Origin of the sequence: Qipengyuania sp. (assembly GCF_043423005.1) — a bacterium.
Taxonomy (GTDB): Bacteria; Pseudomonadota; Alphaproteobacteria; order Sphingomonadales; family Sphingomonadaceae; genus Qipengyuania.
On sequence record NZ_JBHWMI010000038.1, the window covers coordinates 1 to 17,763 of the forward strand.

Annotated in this window: 21 protein-coding genes; 9 read left to right on the forward strand and 12 right to left on the reverse strand. The window is 66.7% G+C overall.

What is annotated here, in order from left to right:
* Nucleotides 1–298: prolyl oligopeptidase family serine peptidase (locus ACHFFA_RS06760; protein ID WP_394270084.1), on the forward strand; the 298-nt coding region annotated here is incomplete at its 5' end.
* A 53-nt stretch (nt 299–351) separates the two neighbouring features.
* Here ACHFFA_RS06760 and ACHFFA_RS06765 read toward each other — a convergent pair.
* Together ACHFFA_RS06765 and glmU are read right to left on the reverse strand one after the other, a co-directional pair.
* On the reverse strand, nt 352–558 hold the full coding sequence (locus tag ACHFFA_RS06765) for a hypothetical protein (RefSeq protein WP_394270085.1): 207 nt from the start codon (nt 556–558) through the stop codon (nt 352–354).
* Between the two features lie 83 nt (nt 559–641).
* On the reverse strand, nt 642–2,009 hold the full coding sequence (gene glmU / locus ACHFFA_RS06770; protein ID WP_394270086.1) for a bifunctional UDP-N-acetylglucosamine diphosphorylase/glucosamine-1-phosphate N-acetyltransferase GlmU: 1,368 nt from the start codon (nt 2,007–2,009) through the stop codon (nt 642–644).
* A 62-nt stretch (nt 2,010–2,071) separates the two neighbouring features.
* On the opposite strand from glmU, the gene ACHFFA_RS06775 reads away from it, so the two are divergent.
* The 3 genes from ACHFFA_RS06775 to ACHFFA_RS06785 all read left to right on the forward strand — a co-directional run bounded on the left by ACHFFA_RS06775 (nt 2,072) and on the right by ACHFFA_RS06785 (nt 4,933).
* A complete protein-coding gene (locus ACHFFA_RS06775) occupies nt 2,072–2,740 on the forward strand; it encodes an HAD hydrolase-like protein (protein WP_394270087.1) in 669 nt (222 codons plus the stop codon).
* A gap of 112 nt (nt 2,741–2,852) precedes the next feature.
* On the forward strand, nt 2,853–3,782 hold the full coding sequence (locus tag ACHFFA_RS06780; RefSeq protein WP_394270088.1) for an SDR family NAD(P)-dependent oxidoreductase: 930 nt from the start codon (nt 2,853–2,855) through the stop codon (nt 3,780–3,782).
* Between the two features lie 59 nt (nt 3,783–3,841).
* The gene (locus tag ACHFFA_RS06785; protein WP_394270089.1) at nt 3,842–4,933 is read left to right on the forward strand and encodes a hypothetical protein; all 1,092 of its coding nucleotides are present in this window, start codon (nt 3,842–3,844) and stop codon (nt 4,931–4,933) included.
* Between the two features lie 19 nt (nt 4,934–4,952).
* On the opposite strand, the gene ACHFFA_RS06790 is transcribed toward ACHFFA_RS06785, so the two are convergent.
* Genes ACHFFA_RS06790 through ACHFFA_RS06805 form a run of 4 tightly spaced genes read right to left on the reverse strand, consistent with a single transcriptional unit; the run spans nt 4,953 to nt 7,944 of the window.
* Nucleotides 4,953–5,300, reverse strand: a complete 348-nt coding sequence (locus ACHFFA_RS06790; RefSeq protein ID WP_394270090.1) for a DUF2794 domain-containing protein — start codon at nt 5,298–5,300, stop codon at nt 4,953–4,955.
* A complete protein-coding gene (gene epsC / locus ACHFFA_RS06795) occupies nt 5,297–6,004 on the reverse strand; it encodes a serine O-acetyltransferase EpsC (protein WP_394270091.1) in 708 nt (235 codons plus the stop codon). Before epsC ends, ACHFFA_RS06790 begins: the two co-directional genes overlap by 4 nt.
* Before the next feature lie 26 nt (nt 6,005–6,030).
* A complete protein-coding gene (locus tag ACHFFA_RS06800) occupies nt 6,031–6,642 on the reverse strand; it encodes an ATPase (RefSeq protein WP_394270092.1) in 612 nt (203 codons plus the stop codon).
* Nucleotides 6,643–6,651: 9 nt separating this feature from the next.
* Nucleotides 6,652–7,944, reverse strand: coding sequence for a heavy-metal-associated domain-containing protein (locus ACHFFA_RS06805; RefSeq protein WP_394270093.1), 1,293 nt, complete (start codon nt 7,942–7,944; stop codon nt 6,652–6,654).
* Nucleotides 7,945–8,014: 70 nt separating this feature from the next.
* On the opposite strand from ACHFFA_RS06805, the gene purM reads away from it, so the two are divergent.
* From purM to ACHFFA_RS06825, 4 genes are read left to right on the forward strand one after another with little or no spacing between them, the layout of a single operon-like run.
* Nucleotides 8,015–9,112: a phosphoribosylformylglycinamidine cyclo-ligase gene (gene purM / locus ACHFFA_RS06810; RefSeq protein WP_394270094.1), complete on the forward strand. Its 1,098-nt coding sequence runs from the start codon at nt 8,015–8,017 to the stop codon at nt 9,110–9,112.
* Nucleotides 9,105–10,070, forward strand: a complete 966-nt coding sequence (gene purN / locus ACHFFA_RS06815; RefSeq protein WP_394270095.1) for a phosphoribosylglycinamide formyltransferase — start codon at nt 9,105–9,107, stop codon at nt 10,068–10,070. Before purM ends, purN begins: the two co-directional genes overlap by 8 nt.
* A gap of 5 nt (nt 10,071–10,075) precedes the next feature.
* On the forward strand, nt 10,076–10,285 hold the full coding sequence (locus tag ACHFFA_RS06820; protein ID WP_394270096.1) for a hypothetical protein: 210 nt from the start codon (nt 10,076–10,078) through the stop codon (nt 10,283–10,285).
* Nucleotides 10,282–11,520 (forward strand): sulfotransferase family protein, encoded by a 1,239-nt coding sequence (locus ACHFFA_RS06825; RefSeq protein ID WP_394270097.1) that lies wholly within the window; start codon nt 10,282–10,284, stop codon nt 11,518–11,520. The genes ACHFFA_RS06820 and ACHFFA_RS06825 overlap by 4 nt, the downstream gene beginning before the upstream one ends.
* Here ACHFFA_RS06825 and ACHFFA_RS06830 read toward each other — a convergent pair.
* The 6 genes from ACHFFA_RS06830 to ACHFFA_RS06855 form a co-directional block, all read right to left on the reverse strand.
* Nucleotides 11,517–11,951 carry a nuclear transport factor 2 family protein gene (locus ACHFFA_RS06830; protein ID WP_394270098.1) on the reverse strand — a complete coding sequence of 145 codons (435 nt, stop codon included), beginning with the start codon at nt 11,949–11,951 and terminating at the stop codon, nt 11,517–11,519. The genes ACHFFA_RS06825 and ACHFFA_RS06830 overlap by 4 nt on opposite strands.
* Nucleotides 11,952–12,084: 133 nt before the next feature.
* Nucleotides 12,085–12,507: a nucleoside-diphosphate kinase gene (gene ndk / locus ACHFFA_RS06835; protein ID WP_394270099.1), complete on the reverse strand. Its 423-nt coding sequence runs from the start codon at nt 12,505–12,507 to the stop codon at nt 12,085–12,087.
* A gap of 76 nt (nt 12,508–12,583) precedes the next feature.
* Nucleotides 12,584–13,057 (reverse strand): hypothetical protein, encoded by a 474-nt coding sequence (locus tag ACHFFA_RS06840; RefSeq protein ID WP_394270100.1) that lies wholly within the window; start codon nt 13,055–13,057, stop codon nt 12,584–12,586.
* Nucleotides 13,058–13,090: 33 nt separating this feature from the next.
* Entirely contained in the window at nt 13,091–13,531 is a 441-nt protein-coding gene (locus ACHFFA_RS06845; RefSeq protein WP_394270101.1) for a DNA polymerase III subunit chi, read from the reverse strand.
* The gene (locus tag ACHFFA_RS06850; protein WP_394270102.1) at nt 13,531–13,686 is read right to left on the reverse strand and encodes a DUF2256 domain-containing protein; all 156 of its coding nucleotides are present in this window, start codon (nt 13,684–13,686) and stop codon (nt 13,531–13,533) included. Before ACHFFA_RS06850 ends, ACHFFA_RS06845 begins: the two co-directional genes overlap by 1 nt.
* Before the next feature lie 40 nt (nt 13,687–13,726).
* Nucleotides 13,727–15,187: a leucyl aminopeptidase gene (locus tag ACHFFA_RS06855; protein WP_394270103.1), complete on the reverse strand. Its 1,461-nt coding sequence runs from the start codon at nt 15,185–15,187 to the stop codon at nt 13,727–13,729.
* A gap of 100 nt (nt 15,188–15,287) precedes the next feature.
* On the opposite strand from ACHFFA_RS06855, the gene ACHFFA_RS06860 reads away from it, so the two are divergent.
* On the forward strand, nt 15,288–17,675 hold the full coding sequence (locus ACHFFA_RS06860; RefSeq protein ID WP_394270104.1) for an LPS-assembly protein LptD: 2,388 nt from the start codon (nt 15,288–15,290) through the stop codon (nt 17,673–17,675).
* Nucleotides 17,676–17,763 lie beyond the last annotated feature (88 nt).

Consider the following 17,763-nt stretch of genomic DNA (forward strand, 5'->3'; position numbering starts at 1 on the left):
ATACTTCCCCGAGCAGCGCGCTTGGATCGAAGGGTATTCGCCTTATCAGAAGCTGGTTGGCGGGGTGGACTATCCCGAACCCTTCCTCTGGGCCTCGACCGCGGATGACCGCACGCACCCCGCCCATGCGCGCAAGGGTGCGGCGAAGTTGAAGGCGCTGGGCCAGCCCTACTGGTATTACGAGGAGACCACCGGCGGCCATTCCGGCGGGGTCGACAACGAGCAGCGCGCGCAGTTGCAAGCGTTGCAGATGGTCTATCTCATGCAGCGCCTGATGGACGACAATAAGGACAAGTGAAGCCTCGCTGATGGCAAAGAAAGGGCGGCTCTGACGGGCCGCCCTTTTGCGTTTCATCGCGGCCGCCGCGTGGGGGCGCGAAAATCCGGCGGCTTGTCGCCTACCCAGGCGACGAAGCGGGCAACAGGCTCGCGCGCAAGCAGGGCCTCGCGGTCTTCGCCCATCCGCGCCAGTTCGGCATTGGTGAAGTTCGCATGGATCGCGCGGTGACAGATCGGATGCAATGCGACGGTGACCCGCCCCTTCTTGGCGTTTGGCACCGTGTGATGCTGCTGGACCCGCCGGCCCAGCGGGCGCGAACAAAGCCAGCAGCGCCCGTCAGCCCCGGCCGATGCAGGCTCGCTCAGCCTTTCTTCTCCGCCGACTTCTTTTTCTGCATGGCGTCATGAAAACGGTCGGCCCAGCCGGGCTTCACCAGCTGCTCGGCACGCACCATGCGCATCTCGCCCGGTTCGACATCACGGCTGACCGCGCTGCCTGCCGCAACGATCGCGTCGGCGCCGATCCGGACCGGCGCGATCAGCGCGCTGTTGGAACCGATGAAGGCGCGCTCGCCGATCTCGGTGCGGTATTTGAAATAGCCGTCATAATTGCAGGTGATCGTGCCCGCGCCGATATTGGCCCCGGCTCCGATCTCTGCATCGCCGAGATAGGTGAGGTGGCTGGCCTTGGCCCCTTCGCCCATCACCGCCTTCTTCATCTCGACGAAATTGCCGATCTTCGCGCCTTTCTTAAGCACTGCGCCCGGCCGCAGGCGGGCATAGGGGCCGACTTCGCAGTCCTCACCGATCTCGGCTCCTTCGAGGTGACTGAAAGCGCGGATCTTCGCCCCCTTGGCGACCGTCACACCCGGACCGAAGATGACGTTGGGTTCGACCGTTACATCGGCGGCAAGCTCGGTGTCGTAGCTGAAGAACACCGTTTCCGGCGCCCGCAGCGTGACGCCCGCCTCCATCGCCTCTTCGCGCTTCAACTGCTGCCATTGCGCCTCCGCCGCTGCGAGTTCGGCCCGGCTGTTGATGCCGGCGACTTCCTCGGGCCGGGACGTGCGCAGCGCCTCGCAGCGCTCGCCGTCGGCAATGGCGATGTTGACGATGTCGGGGAGGTAGTATTCGCCCTGCGCGTTGTCATTGCCGACGCGAGCGAGCAGCGCGAAGAGATCCTCGGCCTTGGCGGCCAGCAGCCCCGAGTTGCACAGCCGGCAAGCGCGCTCCGCCTCGCTTGCATCCTTGTATTCGACCATGCGCGAGATGCTGCCGCCCTCGTCCGCGATGACGCGGCCATAGGCGAGCGGATCGTCCGGCTCGAACCCCAGAACCACGACCTTGGCCCGCTCCGGTGCGTGGAGCCGGTCGATCATGGCCGCCATCGTCTCGGCGGCGACGAATGGGACGTCGCCGTAAAGCACCAATACGTCACCTGCAAAGCCGTCGAGGGCGGCCTGCGCCTGCTGAACCGCGTGGCCGGTACCGAGCTGCGGTTCCTGCAAGGCCACGGTCGCCGTCTCGCCTAGCGCCTGCTCCACCGCCTCGCGGCCTGCGCCCACGACCACGACCTTTCGCGCCGGTGCCAGTGTCTCCACCGTCGCCAGCAGGTGCGCGATCATCGGTCGCCCGGCGATCGGGTGCAGCACCTTGTGTAGATCGCTCTTCATGCGGGTGCCCTTGCCCGCGGCGAGGATGATGGCGGCAAATTGGCGTGTCGGCTCCATGGGCGGGGGCCATGCCACCATTCGCTTGCAGTTTGAAGGCGCATCCTGCACCCGCCGCGCGCATGACGGACTTTCCCTTCGATATCGTCGCCTTCGACCTCGACGGTACCCTGCTCGACACACACGAAGATCTTGGCGCATCGGTCAATCATGCGCTTGCCGAAGGCGGCTTTCGCGAAGTGCCGGTGGGCAGCGCGAAGGATTTGATCGGCGGCGGGGCGAAGACGATGCTGGCCCGCGCGCTGGAGGACCAGGGCGGCGTGCCCGATGATGAATTCCGCCGCCTCTACAAACTGATGCTCGCCCATTACGCAGAGCACAACGCGGTGCTGACCAAGCCCTACCCCCATGCCGAAACCGTGCTGGGCGAACTGGCGGGGCGCGGGGTGCACCTGGCCATCGTCACCAACAAGTTCGAAAGCTTTGCGCGCGGTGTGCTCCAAACGCTTGGGCTGGCGGAGCGATTCGCCTGCATCATCGGCGGCGATACGCTGGGCAAGGGCCGGGCCAAGCCGGCGCCCGATCCCCTGTATGAAACGATCCGGCTGTGCGGCGGGGGCCGGCTCGTCTTCGTTGGCGACAGCAGCTACGATCTGCACGCCGCCCGCGCCGCCGGGGTGCCGTTCGTTGCCGCGTGCTATGGCTATTGCGACCTCGCCCGCGAGGATTTCGCCGCCGATGCCGCCATCGACACGCTCGACCAGCTGATCCCCGCGCTCGAACGGCTCTGACCCATGCGTGGCCGCCCCGCCTGCGACCGGGTTTGCAAGTTGCAAGGCGCCGGCGAACGTGCCACGCCACCTTCCGATTGACCCTTACGTAAACCTCAGCAGGAGCATCTCCATGAGTATCGATTTCAAGGACAAGGTTGCCATCGTCACCGGCGCGGGCGGCGGTCTGGGCCGCGAATATGCGCTGGAGCTCGGGCGGCGCGGGGCGAAGGTGGTGGTCAACGACCTCGGCGGTTCGCGCGATGGCACGGGAACGTCCGATGCAGCAGCCAAGGTGGTCGAAGAGATCGAGCAGGCCGGCGGGCAGGCAATGGCCAACGGCCACAGCGTTACCGAATTCGACCAGATGGAAGAAATGGTTGCCCGCGCGAAGGAGACGTTCGGCGGGGTGCACATCCTGATCAACAATGCCGGCGTCCTGCGCGACAAGACCTTCGCCAAGATGAGCCCCGAGGATTTCGAATTCGTCGTCAAGGTTCACCTCACCGGCTCGGCCATGGCGACCAAGGCGTGCTGGGAAACCATGCGCGAGCAGTCCTACGGCCGCATTCTGATGACGGCCAGTTCCACCGGGCTGTTCGGCAATTTCGGGCAGGCCAATTACGGGGCTGCCAAACTCGGCCTCGCCGGGTTGACCAAGACGCTTTACCTCGAAGGCGCGAAGTACAACATCAAGGTCAACACGCTGTCGCCAGTTGCCGGCACCCGGATGACTCAGGACCTGTTCCCCGAAGAGGCATTCAAGCTGTTCGATCCGGTGAACGTCGTTCCCGCCGCGCTATTCCTCGTCAGCGAGGATGCGCCGAGCAATGCCATCGTCGGCGCGGGTGCGGGCGGTTTTCACAGCGCATGGACGGTCATGAACGACGCGGTCTGGCTGACGGAGGACGAGCGCACGGTCGAAGGCTTTGCCGCACGGTGGGACGACATCAGCCGGTTCGACAATCTGAAAGCCCCGCAATCGGGTGCCGAACAGTCGGGCAATATCCTTTCCGCAATGCAGAAAGTCACCGGAAGCGGTCCGTCGTCGACTCGCAAATAACCGTATTGACTGCTTAATACACTGACCTATGCTTCCTCCTAAACGGGGGAGCATGGTCAATGTATTCGGAAGAAGATCTCAATTCGGCGGTCTCCGCAGGGGCTCTGACCCCGGAGGCCGCCGCATCGTTCCGCGCGCACATGACGCAGGTTCGCGACATGCCGCGCACCGATGAGGAAAGCTTTCGCCTCATCAACAGCTTCAACGATATCTTCGTCGCGATCGGCGCGGTGATCATGCTGCTGGCTGCCGGGGCGATCGGCCAGTCACTCAGCCGGGCATTCAACAACGACAGCGAGGGGGCTTATGTCTCCCTCGCCGGTATCTTCGTGGCGGTGACCGCGTGGCTGCTGGCCGAATTCTTCACGCGCCGGCGGCGGATGGCCTTTCCCAGTATCCTGTTGCTGCTCGCGTTCGTCGGCGCGGTGTTCGCGACGGTGGCGGGCATAGGCAGCGTCCTGACGGATATGGACAATGACAATGCCGGCGCGCTGGTTGCCGCGGCGGCCGGCCTGATCGCGGCCGGGGCGGCGTGGCTCCACTGGCGGCGCTTCAAGGTGCCCATCACCGTTGCAGCCGGCGCGGCGACGCTGGCGGTGACGGCGATCTCGCTGATCAATGCGCTGATCAGTTCCGTCACGGGTGCCGAAGGCGCCGAAAGCGAAGGGCTGCTGCTGCCGCTCGTGTTCGTGTCCGGTCTCGCCATTTTCGCCCTGGCGATGCGCTGGGACATGAGCGACCGGGAGAGAACCACGCGCCGCAGCGACGTCGCCTTCTGGCTTCATCTCCTGGCCGCACCGATGATCGCACACCCGATCTTCTACGGTCTGGGCATCATGGACGGCGACGCGGCCGGGATCGGCACCGCCGTGATCGTCATCGCCATCTACGTGGTGTTCGGCATCGTCGCCCTGGCGATCGATCGGCGCGCCCTGCTCGTCTCGGCACTCGCCTATGTGCTGGCGGCCCTCACCTTCCTGTTCGACCGCTTCGGCGCGGTCGAACTGAATTTCGCGCTGACGGCCCTGGTGATCGGCTCGGCCCTGCTGACGCTGTCGGCCTTCTGGACCCCGATCCGGCGCGCCGTCATCGAAACCCTGCCGGGCACCTTGCGCGGCCGGCTCCCCGTGGCGGGCGTCGTCCCGGGCTGAGCGAACCCGCCCGGCGTCTTCAGCTGTCGACGGCCTTCACCAGCCGCCGTTCGACAGGGGCGAGGACGCCGGGCAGTTCGTGTCCGCGCTTCAGCACCTGCCCGTGTTCGCCGAACAGGGTCCACATCCCCTGCCGGCTGCGCAGCGAGGGCCGTTTCTCGATCCGCGCCTGCGGCCGTTCCGCGGTCCGGCGGAAGGCCGAGAAGCTTGCCGCATCGCGGGTGAAGTCCATCGCGTAATCGCGCCATTCGCCTGCCGCAACCATGCGACCATACAGGTCGAGAATGCGTGTCAGCTCCTCGCGGGTAAAGCCGACCTGGCCGCTATGCCGCTGGGGAAAGGCGACCACCGTGCTGTTGGCGCTCATCGTCCGTCGTCGGTCCCGCTGCGCCCGGGGGCGGTCATCGTGCCGCGCAGCAACGCGATCTCTTCGCGCAACGCGGCAATTTCCGCGCGCAATTCCGCCTCCACCCGCTCGACCGCGTCCTGCTGCGGTGCGCAAGGGTCGTCGCAGGGTGTGCCATAGGGCAGAAATTCGCGCAGCCATTGTTCGGCCGGGACCAGCGTGCTGCGCGCCTTCATTCCGATCATCGTCGCGCCTTCCGGCACATCGTCGGTCACCACCGCATTGGCCCCGATCCGCGCCCGCCGGCCGACCGTGATCGGCCCGATCACCTGCGCCCCCGAACCGACGATGACCCCGTCCTCCAGCGTCGGATGGCGTTTCCCGCCGATGCCGTTGGTGGGATTGGTCCCCCCCAGCGTCACCGACTGGTAGATCGTCACGTCATTGCCGATATGAACCGTCTCGCCGATGACGGAAAAGCCGTGATCGACGAAGAAATTGCGACCGATCTTCGCCCCGGGGTGAATGTCGATACCGGTCAGGAAGCGGCTGAAATGGTTGATCGCCCGGGCGAGGAAGTACAGCTCGGCCTCGAACAGCCAATGGGCAACCCGGTGTAGCCCCAGCGCCCAGACGCCGGGATACAGCAAGACCTCCCAGCGTGAACGCGGGGCCGGGTCGCGGGCCTTGATGGAATCGAGATAGGCAACCAGCCGTTGCAGCATGTCTTGTGTCTTTCACTGCCGGGCGGTCAAAGCAAGCGCCCTTGCTCCGGTCCCTGAACCGCATCGAGCGCGTCCCGCCAGACAGACATGGTGGGCGGGGCCTTTCGTTCAAGGCTGAGACGGTCGATTGCCTCGACCACCTGCTCGATCATCGCGTGCGAACGTTCGATCCGCGGAACCAGATAGGCCGCCGCCCCCTCGCCCAGCGCCAGCTTGCGCCGCGCGGCATGCGCCATGATCAATTCCGCCGCCATGGCATCGTCGGGAGGAGAAAGGGCAAGGTGGAGCGCCGCCCCGATGCGGCTGGCGAGGTCAGGCAGGCGGATTGTCCAAGATCCCTCGTCCGCGGCCAGCAGCAGCGGCCGCCCGCTTTCCTGCGCCCGGTTCCAGGCGTGGAAGACCTCCGCCTCGTCGAGACCGGGCGCATCGTCCATCACCGTGCCTTCGTGCTGTTCGGCAAACCAGCGCAGCAGCAGGCTCTTGCCCGACCGGGGTGGGCCGGTGACGATGGCGGTGTTAAACGGCCAGCTGCGCGGATTGCGCAAGGCCTCGATCGCCGCGCGATTGCCTGCGCCGATCACGATCCGCGCCGGTTCGCCGGGCAAAGCGTCGGACAGGGGTAGAGCGAATTGCGCCACGACGGCGCCTCAGCGCGAGATCAGCAGCGCGCTGCCACCCTGCTGCACGTTCAGACCCCGCGCACGCAGGGCGGCGGCGAGCTCGCCGATCGACCCGCCATAGCTGACCGTCATCACCGAAGTGCCGCCGATCGCGGTGCTGCGCGTCCCGGCGTTGCGGACGCCGGGCGTGCCCCGCACCGAACCCAGGATCGCATCGAAGGCGGCGGCGTCGGGCGTCTGGAACTGGACGGTGTAGAGCGCGACCGAACCTTCGGGCGGCGGAGTGTTGATCGGGGCATCGGTGATGGTCCCGTCGCTCGTCGCCCGTTCGCCCGGCTGCCGCGCCGCCGCCGCACCCCGCTCCGCCGCCGCATCCTGCGCCTGATAGCGGCGCCCAAGCTCGACCAAACGGGCGACCGCCGGGGTCAGTTCGCCGCCTTCGATGTTGAGCGAAGGATCGGGCCGGAGGGTCCCGGCGGCAAGCGCCCGTTCGAAGATGGTGTTGAAGCGAACCACTGCCTGATCCAGCATCGCGGGAAGCTGCGCCGGGTTCTGCGCGGTCAGCGTGAAGCTGTCGAGAAAGATCGAGTCCGGTCCGTAGCGGGCGGTGAAGCGCCCTTCGACCGGACCTCCGGGATAGGCATAATCGAGCCGGGCAATCGGCACGAGCACGTCCGAGGCGTTGAACTGGTCGAGCACGTTGCGCCACCAGGTCCGGCTGCGCCGCCCGCTCTGGCCATAGGTGAGGAGCAGCGATTCGCCGCCCGAACCGCTCGGCCGAACATAGGAGATGCGGCTCGCCCCGGCCTGATATTCGGCCCATGCGCGCTGCCATTCGTTGCGCCGTTCGTACATGAGGGCGGTGCCGCCCGAAAAGGTCACCGGGAGAAGCAACATCGGTGCCGAACGCTGGATCTGGCCGGCGGCGCCCAGAAAGCTCGTCGCCCGTTCGCGGTCGAAGACCACGCCCAGCGTCGCGATATAGCGGCGAGGGCCGATCCGTTCGCGCTGAACCACGATGGCCGAGACGAGGGAATCGATCGTCGAATCGGGAAGACTGGGTCCGTCGATCTTCTCCCACGCCTTGCGCTGCGCCTCGGCCCAGGCCTCTTCGCGGGCGGCGACGCCGGTTTCCGCCGTCACATCGACCACGATGTCGCGCACTTCGATATCGCTGGTCGCCGCGACCGGTGCGATCCCCCGCTCGCCGTCGACTTGCGCGAATGCATACCACCCGCCCGCACCCAATCCCGCCAGCCCGACCAGGGCGGCGGCAATGGCGGAACGCCCGGGTCGTGAGGGAAGCAGGGATGCCAGCATGGGGAAAATCGCCGGCCTTTTGCCCAATCGGATATGGAAATCCAAGCGCGAATGCGCGAAGGCACCCAGGATGAGCAGCAAGACCCCATCCTATACCTATGCGCAGGCCGGGGTATCGATCGCGGCGGGCAACGCGCTGGTCAAGGCGATCGCTCCGCTGGTCAAGGCTACCCGCCGCCCGGGCGCCGATGGCGAGATCGGCGGTTTCGGGGGCTTTTTCGATCCGCGCGCGGCGGGTTACGAGGATCCGTTGCTGGTCGCCGCGAACGACGGGGTGGGCACCAAGCTCAAGCTGGCGATCGAGACCGGACGGCACAATACCGTGGGCATCGATCTTGTCGCGATGTGCGCCAACGACCTGATCGTGCAAGGCGCCGAGCCGTTGTTCTTCCTCGATTATTTCGCCACCGGCACGCTTGAGACCGGAATTGCCGAACGGGTCATCGGCGGCATCGCCGAAGGCTGCAGGATCGCCGGCTGTGCGCTGATCGGCGGCGAAACGGCCGAAATGCCGGGAATGTATGCGCCGAGCGATTACGACCTTGCCGGCTTCTGCGTCGGCGCGGTAGAGCGGGGTCAGCAAATTACCGGCGAGCGGGTGGCCCCCGGGCACGTCCTGCTCGGCCTTGCCAGTTCGGGCGTCCATTCCAATGGCTATTCGCTGGTCCGTCGCCTGGCGCAGGACAAGGGCTGGTCGCTCGCCCGCCCCGCGCTGTTCGATCAGGACGTGCTGCTGGGCGATGCCCTGATGGAGCCGACACGAATCTATGTCGCGGCCCTGTTGCCGCTGCTGCGCGATGGCCTTGTCGACGCGCTGGCCCATATCACCGGCGGCGGGCTGCTGGAGAACATCCCCCGCGTCCTTCCGGCAGGGACACATGCCGAAGTCGACGCGGATGGCTGGCGGCAGCCGGGGCTGATGTCCTTTCTCCAGGCCCAGGGCAATATCGAGCCCGAAGAGATGGCGCGCACCTTCAACTGCGGCATCGGCATGGTGCTGGCGGTCGAGCCGGCGCAGGCCGAGATCGTTCGCACCCGCCTCGAACAGGCCGGCGAAACGGTGCTGCCGGTGGGGCGAATCGTCGAAGGCGAGAAGGGCTGCACGGTACGCGGCTCGGCGGGAACATGGTCGGCCCGGGCGGACTGGACGGCCAGCCATCATGGCTGACAAGGCGCGGGTCGCCGTCTTCATTTCGGGCCGCGGTACCAACATGGCCGCGCTGCTGTATGCCAGCCAGCTGCCCGGTGCCGCCTACGAGATCGTGCTGGTGGCGGCAAACGATCCGGCGTCTGCCGGGCTTGCACTGGCCGCATCGGAAGGGGTGACGACCTTCGCCCTTTCACACCGCGGAATGGATCGCGCGGCCCATGATGCCGCCATGTCGGCGGCAGCGCGCGAGGCGGGGGCACAGTACATCGCGCTCGCTGGCTATATGCGGATCCTGGGCGATGCGTTCGTCTTGGAGTGGCAGGGGCGCCTGCTCAACATCCATCCCTCGCTCCTGCCCCGCTACCCCGGGCTCGATACCCATCAGCGCGCCATCGAAGCGGGCGACAGCCATGGCGGAGCATCGGTGCATCTCGTCACCGGCGAACTCGACGCGGGCGAGGTGCTGGGGCAACTGCGGGTTGCCATCCTGCCCGGCGATACGGCCGACGATCTCGCCGCCCGGGTGCTGTTTGCAGAGCATCAGCTCTACCCCGCGGCGCTACAGGATTATGTCAGCCGGGCGCAGGATGCCGGGCACCTCCTCGCCCGGGTCCGCGAACTCGCCCTCGCCCTGCCGCGGACGCACGAACGCGAGAGCCACGGCGCCCCCGGCTGGCGCGTCGGCGGCGAGACGTCGGGCAGGTATTTCGCCTATTTCAACGACCGGCACCATGGTTCGGAACACGTCGCCCTGCTCGTCAAGACCGGCGGCATGGACGAACTGCTGGACCTCGTCGAGGCGCAGCCGCAAGCCTACTTCAAGCCTGCCTACTACGGCGCGAGCGGATGGATTGGCGTGATCCTCGACCGCGAAGGGCTGGACTGGGACGATGTCGCCGCCTGGCTCGAACGCAGCTGGCGCAGCGTTGCCCCGGCTGCTGTGGCGCGAACCCTCCCGGCGAGTAACGGAAACTGACCGCCTTGCGCGATCCGCGTCCGATCCTGTTCTTTGCAATCGCTGCGGCGGGTCTCGCCTATGTCGCCTGGCGCGGCGCGGGGCCGCAGCCGGACGAGAATGGCGGTGGGTCGCTGATACAGAGCATCCTGATCGTGGGCGGGGTCTTTATTGCCGTTCATGCCGTGCGCCATCTTCTGATGCGCCGGTTTCCGCCGCGGGACGATGAGGAATGAGCCAGCCGCCGCCCCGCCCGCACGCGCTGAGCGTATCGCCCTTCGCCTGCCGGGCCGACCGCCTCATCAAGGAGCTGTGGGATCGCAAGATCACGCCTAAACCGCCGCTCGATCCGGAGTTCCTGTGGCAGATCGGCGCCCGGGGTTACACGTCCGAGGACGAGGTCTCCTGCCGGTCGGCGGACGAGGTGGACGATTTTCGCGAGCGGCTTGCGCGGCTGTGCCATTCGCTACGCGAGGAAGCCGATCTCAATGCCCTGGGCCACACCATGGCCTATGGCCAGCTCAAGAAGGCCATTCGCGAGCGCCACGCGCTTGGCCGGTTGTGGCGCACCCGGCCCGAACTGGCGCGTACCGCCATCGCTGCTCCGATAATCGTCGCCGGGCAGATGCGTTCGGGGACGACCCGGGTTCACCGCCTCCTCGCCGCCGATCCCGCGCATTGCGGCACGCGGTTTTGCGACAGCCACCATCCGGTCCCTGCCCGGCCCGATCTGCGCCCGCTGATATCGCGTGCGGCGCTGGCGATGGCCCGCCGGATCAACCCCTGGCTCGATACCCTGCACCCCTTTTCGCCTACCCGGGTGGACGAGGAGATCGGCTGGCTCGCCAGTGCGCTTTCGCCTCCATCCTACGAAGCGCAGTGGCACGTCCCTTCGTATGTCAGCTGGAGCGAGGGGCGCGATCCCGCCCCGGTCTATGCCGAGTTCGCCCGCATCCTGCGCACCGATGCAGCCCATCATGGCAATGCCGATCGGACGCGGATCCTGAAGTGCCCGCAGTTCAGCGAGGATCTTCCGGCACTCGTCGCGCAGTTTCCCGGGGCACGGATCGTCAGCACCGCACGCGAACAGAACGCCGTCTGGGCGAGCGCGGTATCGATGGTCGCCTGTCAGAGCGCGTTCCAGACGTGCGCCCCGGCGCTCGCCCCGATCGAGAGCGCATGGATGCGCAAGATCGCCATGCGCGAGCGTCGCCTGAACGCCTCGCTGGCGCAGCTGCCCAATCCCGTAGCCCGGGTGACCTTCGAACAGCTCAACCGCGATTGGCGCGAGGCCATGCGAGCGGTGTACGATGCACTCGGCGCCGAACTGACCGATGCCGCGCTGGCCGCAATGGAGGCCGAATTGGCACGGAGCGAAGGCGACTGGCATCGGCACCACAGCCGCGATATCGCCGGCTTCGGTCTGACCGCCAGTGAAGCCGGGCGAATTGGCCGGCGTGCCGCTGGCTAGGCGGGATGGGCTGCGGAGGGCTGCGACGCCTTGACCGGGTGGAACCGGGACAGCGTCAGAAGACCGCCTTCACGCATGACCTCGATGCGGCAGATGGTTCCCTCGCGAACCAGCAATCGGCACAGGATCGGACCTCCGACAGCTTCGTAGTTGCTGTCGATATGACCGGTCATGAGGATCTGTCCGCCGCTGTCGCTCAGCTGTTTGATGGCGATCTGCGGATTGCCATAGATCTGCCGGAACCTGCGATCACGTTCGAGAAAGCCGTCCCGCCCGATGCTGCTGCCCCCGGCATCGCTCATGACGAAATCATCGGCCAGCAGGCTCGCCGCTTCATCCTGACGGCAGGCGTTGACTGCGGCGAAGAACGCGCGAACAATCTTCAGCCGCGTGCGCCGGGTATCGCCGGAGAAGGAAAAAGGCCACGCCATCGTGTCGCGTCGTTACCACACACACGCGGCGAAACCTATTATCCTATGTTTGGGTAAGGCAACTCTCTTGCAACCATCCGGTCAGCGCGGGCGATGCGTTGCATTGCGCCGCGCCCACCGGGTGGTCTGATCGTCAGCCGACGATTTCGCTGTCGTCGAAGAAGAAGCGGATTTCGTTGGCCGCGTTCTCGTCCGAATCCGACCCGTGGACCGAATTGGCTTCGATGCTTTCGGCATAGGTGTGGCGAATGGTGCCTTCTGCGGCATCGGCCGGGTTGGTCGCGCCCATGATGTCGCGGTTGCGCTTGACCGCATCCTCGCCCTCGAGGACCTGGACCACCACCGGGCCGCTCATCATGAAGTCGACCAGTTCGCCATAGAACGGGCGATCCTTATGCACTTCGTAAAAGCCCTTGGCCTGCTCCTCGGTCATGCGGATGCGCTTGGACGCGATGACGCGCAGGCCGGCATCTTCCAGCATCTTGGTGACGGCGCCGGTCAGGTTGCGGCGGGTGGCATCGGGCTTGATGATCGAAAAGGTGCGGGTGACCGCCATGACGGGTTCCTTCGGTATAGGGTGGGAAAAGCGTGCGCGCGCCCCTAGCGCCGGGGAAGCGCAGCGGCAAGCCTGACTAGCGCAGGCGTGACACCATGATCTGCCCCGCGCTGCCGCCACCCTCGGGCCGCGCGGTGACAATGAATTCCAGCCCGTTTACCGGATCGATGCCACCCAGAGTCCGGTGCCGCCCTGAAAGATCGATCTGCGGCACGATCCCGGCTGCATCCGCCTGCCGGCGATACAGCGCGATGATCTCGTCCGGCGACTGCGCAGCCCGGTAATTGAAATGAAGCACCAGCGCATCTGCGTCCTCGACGCGGACCACTCCGGTGATCTTCGCATCGGGCGGCGCGGTGAAAGGGGCAGGCATTGTGATGGGCGTATCGTCGCCTGTCCGTAGCCGCGGGGCAGCCTGAGGGCTGCCAGCGGCCGCCGCGCCCCCGCCGACCCTCGCGTTCCTATCGGCCGGTTCGCCGGACGTCGGCGCAGGTTCGCACGCACTGGCCGCCAGTCCCAGCAGCACGAGGAGAAGACGTTGCCCGATCATGCCGGATCGACTTTTGAAACCGGACCGGGTTCCTCAGCCAGCTATCGTCCACGCCCCCCGATCGTCCTGCCGGAAGAAGCGCGCCGTCATTGCCTCGTCCGCGGCGAAGCGACGCCACAACGCGCGCGCGGCATCGGTGGCGCCGGTATCGAACAGCAGGATGACGCGGGCAAACGCCGTCGCATCGTCGCGCCATTCGCCGTCCGCGATCAGGGCCATCGTCGCTCCGTTGGCGGCGCTGCATTCAGGGCCGAGGAGGATCGGCTGGCGGGCATCATGCGGATCACCCACGCGGCCATGGGCGAGGAAGGCCGGTGCCTCGCGCGCCCACAAGGCGTCCGACAGCTGCTGCGCGACGGCGTCGTCACGGACGGCGATCGAAAGGCGCGCGCCGCTGGCCAGCACCTTTTGCGCGAGCAGCGGAACGACGCGCTCCACCGGATCGCGGCTGAGCTGATAGAAATCGACCTGCATCAGCCCGCTCCCCCGCCCTTGTTGCGCCGGCAGCCGTCCGAGCAGTACTTGACCGCATCCCAGTCACGCGCCCATTTCTTGCGCCAGGCGAAATCCAGCCCGCAGGCAGCGCAGACCTTGGTCGGAAGATCGCCCTTGCGCCGCATCTTCGCCATGGCTTGCGCCTCCCTGCCCGCGTCTTGCCCCGCCGGTCGTTCAGCGTTCGGCCGTATCGGCGATGAGCGTGTCGATCAGGCGCACGCCGAACCCTGTGGCGCCCTTGTTCCAGGTGCGGCCCGGCTTGTCGGCCCACACCATCCCGGCGATGTCGCAATGCGCCCATGGCGTTCCTTCCGCGATGAAGCGCTGCAGGAACTGTGCGGCGGTGATCGACCCCGCACCGCGACCGCCGATATTCTTCATATCGGCGATCGGGCTGTCGATCAGCTTGTCGTAAGCGGCCCCGAGCGGCATCCGCCAGACCTTGTCGCCGCTCTTCGTGCCAGCCGCCGCCAGATCGGCGGAAAGCTGGTCGTCGTTGGAGAAGATGCCGGCGTATTCGTTGCCCAGTGCCACGATCATGGCCCCGGTCAGCGTGGCGAAGTCGACCACGCGCGAGGGCTGGAATTCCTCCTGCGTCCAGTGCAGCGCGTCGGCCAGAACCAGCCGTCCTTCGGCATCGGTGTTCAGCACCTCGATGGTCTGGCCGCTCATGCTGGTGACGACGTCGCCCGGACGCTGGGCATTGCCGTCGGGCATGTTCTCGACGAGACCCACCACGCCCACGACATTGGCCTTCGCCTTGCGCCGGGCGAGGGTCAGCATGCCGCCTGCAACCGCGGCGGCGCCGCCCATGTCCCACTTCATGTCCTCCATGCCTGCGCCCGGCTTGATCGAAATGCCGCCGGTGTCGAAGGTTACGCCCTTGCCGACGAAAGCGACCGGCGGTTCGCCGGGCGCGCCGCCGTTCCAGCGGATCGCCAGAATACGCGATTCGCGCGAGGAGCCTTGACCCACACCGAGGAGCGAGCCCATGCCCAGCTCTTCCATCTTCGCTTCGTCGAGGACGATCAGCTCCGCCCCGGTCTCGGCAAAGCGTGCGCGGCAGCGTTCGACGAAGCTTTCGGGATAGATGACGTTGGCCGGCTCGGTCACCAGTTCGCGAGTGAATTCGATACCTTCCGCCAGCGCGCTCGCCGCCGCCCACGCCTGGTCCATTCCCTCTGGCGCGCCGACCACCGTGACGGACTTGAGCGTGACCTTGTGCTCGTCCTTCATCTTGGTGCGGTAGATATCGTAGCGCCAGTTGCGCAGCCGCAGGCCGAGCAGCACGTGCGCCACCTCGTTTGCGTTCAGGTTGCTGCCGGAAAGGTCCAGCACCAGCTCTTCGACGCCCGCGCTCTGATACTTGGCCGTAAGCGCGGCGCCGGCCTTTTCGAGATGGGGCAAACGCTCGGGCGAATCCCCTTTGCCGGCACCAGCCAGAGCCAGTCGCGCGATCTCGTCGCCCTGCTCGACGAACCCGTCGAACACCTGCCCCGGATTGCCCTTGAACGCAGCCGCCTTCGCCCCCTCGCTGAAGGCGCGGGGAAGGTCCGAAGGCAGCTTGCCCTTGTCGACGATCTGCGCGATGAGGCGCGCCGCCTGCGGACGGGACTGGCTGAACTGGATGTGCATGGAAACTCCTGAAATGCTGGGCGCGCCGGCCGCAAACTTGCGGCACCGCCGCGTTGCTACGGCGATTGCGATTAAGCGGAGCGAATGCGATAGGCAAGGCATGGTCCAGCCTGCGCCGCCTGCATCCCTGCGTTGCGCGACCGCGCTGGCACCGGTCCTGGCGGCATTGCTGCTGGCCATACCGGCCGGGGCGAGGGCGCAGGATGGCGCCGCCACCGGCATCGGCACGTCCGAAGAACCCGAAGGGGCCAGCCCCGACGGCCCCGTTGCGCCGGATGCGGAAAGCCCGGTGCCGGACAACGCTGTGCAAGTCCCCGATGCCCGGTCCGAAGATCTGCCGGACGATCCGGACCTGCCGCCACCAACGCCCGAATTCAATGCGGCGGGCGAACGGCAGATCGGATTTGCCGCCGATATCCTGAGCTACGACAACACCGCCGACACAGTGACGGCGGAGGGCAACGTCGTCCTTCGTTCGGGTGACCGCTCGGTCCGCGCCGACAGTGTCACCTGGAACCAGACCAGCGGCGCGATCCTTGCCCGCGGCAATGTCCGCTTCGTCGACGAAAACGGCAACCAGCTCTATTCCGATCAGGTCGAACTGACCGACAGGTTCGAGGCCGGTTCGCTCGAAAATCTGCTGCTTGCCCTGCGCGAAGGGGGGCGGCTGGCGGCCAATTCCGGATCGCGCGCCGCCGATGGGACGATCGAATTGCGGCAGGCGGCCTACAGCGCCTGTGCGGTCATCACCCCGGACGGCTGCCCCAAGGAACCCAGCTGGCGCATCACCGCCGAACGGGTCGTCTACGATCCGGCGGCGCGGCGGATGCGGTTCGACGATGCCTATCTCGAACTGTTCGGCGCCCGCGTCCTTCCGCTTCCCGGCCTGGCATTGCGGACCGACGGCGGGCCGTCGTCGGGCCTGCTGGTGCCGGACCTGCGGTTCTCGCAGAGGAACGGGGTCGAGGTGTCGGGCAGTTATTATCTGCGCTTCGCCCCCGACCGCGATCTGACCGCGGCGGCCTATGTCTTTACCGAGGCGCCGCCGATGGTATCGGCGCAATGGCGGCATCTGACCGGGAACGGGGCGTACCAGATCACCGGCTATGCCACCCACAGCCGCCGCTTCGGCGAGGGGACGGAGGACAGCGCCACCTCCGAGGCGCGCGGCTATCTGTTCGCCAATGGCCGGTTCCAGTTCTCCCCCGAATGGAGCCTGACGAGTTCGATCCGCGTGGCGAGCGACCGGACTTTCCTGCGCCGTTACGACATCAGCCGCGACGATCGGCTGCGCTCGATGTTCGAGGTCGAGCGGATCGACGCGGACTCCTATTTCTCGCTCGCCGGCTGGGCGACGCAGACCCTGCGGCTCAATCAGGACCAGGGACAGGTGCCGATCGCGCTGCCGGTGATGGACTATCGCCGCCGGCTGACCGATCCGGTCTTTGGCGGACGGGTCGAACTGCAGGCCAACACGCTCGCCATCACCCGCACCGAGGGGCAGGATACCCAGCGCGCCTTCGTCCGCGGCCAGTGGGACCTGACCCGGGTGACCGCGCTGGGCCAGGTGCTGAAGGTGACCGGCCTTGTCCGCGGCGACGTCTACCATTCCTCCCAGAACGATCTGACCGACACCATTGCCTATCGCGGCGACAGCGGGTGGCAGGCGCGCGGCGTCGCGCTGGCTGCGGTGGATCTCGAATGGCCGCTGGTCGGCGATTTTCTGGGCGGTACGCAGGTCCTGACCCCGCGTGTGCAGGTCGTGGTGACCCCGCCTGTCCCCAACCTCAGCATTCCCAACGAGGATGCGCGCGCGATCGACCTCGAGGATTCCAATCTCTTCGCGCTCAATCGCTTCCCCGGTTACGACCGCTTCGAGGACGGCACGCGGATCACCTACGGCTTCGACTGGTCGCTGCGCCGCCCGGGATGGGAGGTCAATGCGACGCTGGGCCAGTCCTACCGGCTGGATAACGATCGCGCGATCTTCCCCGACGGGACCGGCCTGTCCGAGCGTTTCAGCGATTTGGTCGGCCGCACGCAGGTGCGCTACCGCGACTTCATTTCGGTCACCCACCGTTACCGGCTCGACAAGGACAATCTGGCCGTCCGCCGCAACGAGTTCGACGCGACCATCGGCTCGCGCAAGACCTATGCCGAAATCGGGTATCTGCGCCTCGACCGCAACATCTCCGCGGTCGAGGACCTGCAAGACCGCGAGGAGCTGCGCGCGGCGGCGCGGGTCGCCTTCCTCGATTACTGGTCGGTGTTCGGCTCGGGCGTCTTCAACCTCACCAATGCGAGCGAGGACCCCACCCTGTCGAGCGACGGATTCCAGCCCATCCGCACCCGGCTGGGCTTCGCCTATCAGGACGACTGCCTTGAACTCGGACTGACCTGGCGGCGCGATTACGTCTCAGCCGGGGATGCCCGGCGCGGCGATACCTTCCAAATCTTCTTTGCCCTGCGCAATCTCGGCTTCCGCTAGGCTGGCGTGTTGGCACGGCCCGCCTAACGCGCTATCCGCGCGGCCAATCAGCAACGGTTAAGCCGCCCCCGGCCAGGGGACGGTTCAT

What these genes read in the sequence shown, in the direction of transcription:
- glmU (WP_394270086.1), bottom strand. Translation starts at nt 2,009, where the DNA reads ATGGAGCCGACACGCCAATTTGCCGCCATCATCCTCGCCGCGGGCAAG.
- ACHFFA_RS06775 (WP_394270087.1), top strand. Translation starts at nt 2,072, where the DNA reads ATGACGGACTTTCCCTTCGATATCGTCGCCTTCGACCTCGACGGTACC.
- ACHFFA_RS06780 (WP_394270088.1), top strand. Translation starts at nt 2,853, where the DNA reads ATGAGTATCGATTTCAAGGACAAGGTTGCCATCGTCACCGGCGCGGGC.
- ACHFFA_RS06785 (WP_394270089.1), top strand. Translation starts at nt 3,842, where the DNA reads ATGTATTCGGAAGAAGATCTCAATTCGGCGGTCTCCGCAGGGGCTCTG.
- ACHFFA_RS06790 (WP_394270090.1), bottom strand. Translation starts at nt 5,300, where the DNA reads ATGAGCGCCAACAGCACGGTGGTCGCCTTTCCCCAGCGGCATAGCGGC.
- epsC (WP_394270091.1), bottom strand. Translation starts at nt 6,004, where the DNA reads ATGCTGCAACGGCTGGTTGCCTATCTCGATTCCATCAAGGCCCGCGAC.
- ACHFFA_RS06805 (WP_394270093.1), bottom strand. Translation starts at nt 7,944, where the DNA reads ATGCTGGCATCCCTGCTTCCCTCACGACCCGGGCGTTCCGCCATTGCC.
- purM (WP_394270094.1), top strand. Translation starts at nt 8,015, where the DNA reads ATGAGCAGCAAGACCCCATCCTATACCTATGCGCAGGCCGGGGTATCG.
- purN (WP_394270095.1), top strand. Translation starts at nt 9,105, where the DNA reads ATGGCTGACAAGGCGCGGGTCGCCGTCTTCATTTCGGGCCGCGGTACC.
- ACHFFA_RS06825 (WP_394270097.1), top strand. Translation starts at nt 10,282, where the DNA reads ATGAGCCAGCCGCCGCCCCGCCCGCACGCGCTGAGCGTATCGCCCTTC.
- ACHFFA_RS06830 (WP_394270098.1), bottom strand. Translation starts at nt 11,951, where the DNA reads ATGGCGTGGCCTTTTTCCTTCTCCGGCGATACCCGGCGCACGCGGCTG.
- ndk (WP_394270099.1), bottom strand. Translation starts at nt 12,507, where the DNA reads ATGGCGGTCACCCGCACCTTTTCGATCATCAAGCCCGATGCCACCCGC.
- ACHFFA_RS06840 (WP_394270100.1), bottom strand. Translation starts at nt 13,057, where the DNA reads ATGATCGGGCAACGTCTTCTCCTCGTGCTGCTGGGACTGGCGGCCAGT.
- ACHFFA_RS06845 (WP_394270101.1), bottom strand. Translation starts at nt 13,531, where the DNA reads ATGCAGGTCGATTTCTATCAGCTCAGCCGCGATCCGGTGGAGCGCGTC.
- ACHFFA_RS06850 (WP_394270102.1), bottom strand. Translation starts at nt 13,686, where the DNA reads ATGGCGAAGATGCGGCGCAAGGGCGATCTTCCGACCAAGGTCTGCGCT.
- ACHFFA_RS06855 (WP_394270103.1), bottom strand. Translation starts at nt 15,187, where the DNA reads ATGCACATCCAGTTCAGCCAGTCCCGTCCGCAGGCGGCGCGCCTCATC.
- ACHFFA_RS06860 (WP_394270104.1), top strand. Translation starts at nt 15,288, where the DNA reads ATGGTCCAGCCTGCGCCGCCTGCATCCCTGCGTTGCGCGACCGCGCTG.